This is a genomic window from Schaalia naturae, assembly GCF_042665795.1.
Taxonomy (GTDB): domain Bacteria; phylum Actinomycetota; class Actinomycetes; order Actinomycetales; family Actinomycetaceae; genus Pauljensenia; species Pauljensenia naturae.
Genome location: NZ_JBHTEF010000003.1, coordinates 1 through 1,234, shown reverse-complemented (window position 1 = coordinate 1,234; position 1,234 = coordinate 1). Strand labels below are relative to the sequence as shown.

The window sequence follows — 1,234 nt, the reverse complement described above, 5'->3', positions numbered from 1 at the left end:
AGCGAGCTATTGTCGGATCTGGTGTATGGGGTTGAGGCGGGGAATTGAGAAGGCGGTGGCGGTTGGCTGAGAATGTTGCTTGTCGAGAGCAACAACCAGCTAACCGGAATCCACCACCAATGAATGAGTTACGGAAGAAGCGAACGGCGGTAAAGCAGCAACGTTGGGCAGCCTGGACGATCTGATCCAGCGCGGTGCCCGTCAGATCATCCAGCAGGCGATCGAGATGGAATTGGCGACATTGCTCGAGCAGTACGAGAACGTGAAGACGCTGGGTGGCAAGCGCGCGATAGTCCGCAATGGCTATCTGCCTGAGCGCGAGGTCGTCACCGCTATCGGACCGGTGCCGGTGAAGGTGCCGAAGGTACGCGACCGCTCGGGTTCTGGCGTGAAGTTCAACTCGAACATCGTGCCACCGTACATCCGCAAATCGCCGCGAGTGTCGGCTGCCTTGCCGTGGTTTTATCTGCGCGGTGTGTCGACCGGCAACATGAGCGAAGCGCTCAGCGTGCTGCTGGGCGGCCAGGCCAGGGGTTTGTCGCCGAACGTCGTCAGCCGGCTCAAGGCGCAGTGGGCAGACGAACACCGGCTATGGAATCAGCGCGATCTCCCGGGGTCACGCTGGGTCTACTGGTGGGCCGACGGCATCCATACGGGGCTGCGCAGCGACGACTCCGACGGCCAGTGTCTGCTCGTGATCATCGGCGTCACCCCGGAAGGCAAGAAGGAGCGCGTGGCGATCGCCGACGGCTATCGGGAATCAAAGGATTCGTGGGTCGAAGTGTTGCTGGACCTGAAGTCGCCAGGCTTGCAAGGCGCTCCCCGGCTCGCGGTGGGCGACGGCGCGATGGGCCTGTGGGCGGCGCTGGCCGAAGTGTTCCCGCAAACCCGGCACCAGCGCTGCCGGTTTCACAAGGCCGGTAACGTACTCAACGCGCTACCCAAATCCCAGCACGGGCGCGCCAAGGCGGATCTGCAGGCAATCTGGATGGCTGCTACACGCGAAGAGGCGCTCATTGCCTTTACGCACTTCATCAACGTCTATTCGGCGAAATATCCGAAAGCGACGGAGAAACTCACGCGTGATCGCGACGAACTGCTTGCGTTTTACGATTTCCCGGCCGAGCACTGGCAACACGTTCGCACGACAAACCCGATCGAGTCGACCTTCGCCACCGTCCGGCATCGCACGACGCGCACGCGCAACTGCGTCTCACGTCCGACCTCCTGGGCC

At 62.2% G+C, this 1,234-nt stretch carries 1 protein-coding gene; it reads left to right on the top strand.

What is annotated here, in order from left to right; translation table 11 throughout:
• Nucleotides 1-163: 163 nt before the first annotated feature.
• Nucleotides 164-1,234: IS256 family transposase (locus tag ACFQWG_RS14025; RefSeq protein ID WP_449329136.1), on the top strand; the 1,071-nt coding region annotated here is incomplete at its 3' end.